This is a genomic window from Aequorivita sinensis (assembly GCF_006346335.1).
Classification (GTDB): Bacteria; Bacteroidota; Bacteroidia; order Flavobacteriales; family Flavobacteriaceae; genus Aequorivita; species Aequorivita sinensis.
The window spans coordinates 1-225 of record NZ_VDMC01000092.1; the positions used below are offsets into that span (position 1 = coordinate 1).

Here is a 225-nt window from a genome sequence, read left to right on the forward strand (position 1 = left end):
CACGTAGGATCTGAAGTATTTCGAGCCGTTACACTATAAGTACCGGAGGTTAAGCCATCAAAATCTACTGATGCCTGATAATCCGTGCCATTTATACTGTATTCAAATCCTGCACCTAGTGGAGCTGTAATTGAAATTTTACCTGTTGGTACTGCACACGTTGGTTGAACTACATCAGCAGTTGGTGTAGCTGGTGCATTTGGTACATCATTAATCGTTACTGAT

At 41.3% G+C, this 225-nt stretch carries 1 protein-coding gene; it reads right to left on the bottom strand.

Annotation, left to right across the window (positions count from 1 at the left end):
- On the bottom strand, positions 1-225 hold a 225-nt coding region (locus FHP04_RS14595; RefSeq protein ID WP_218937272.1), incomplete at both ends, for a hypothetical protein.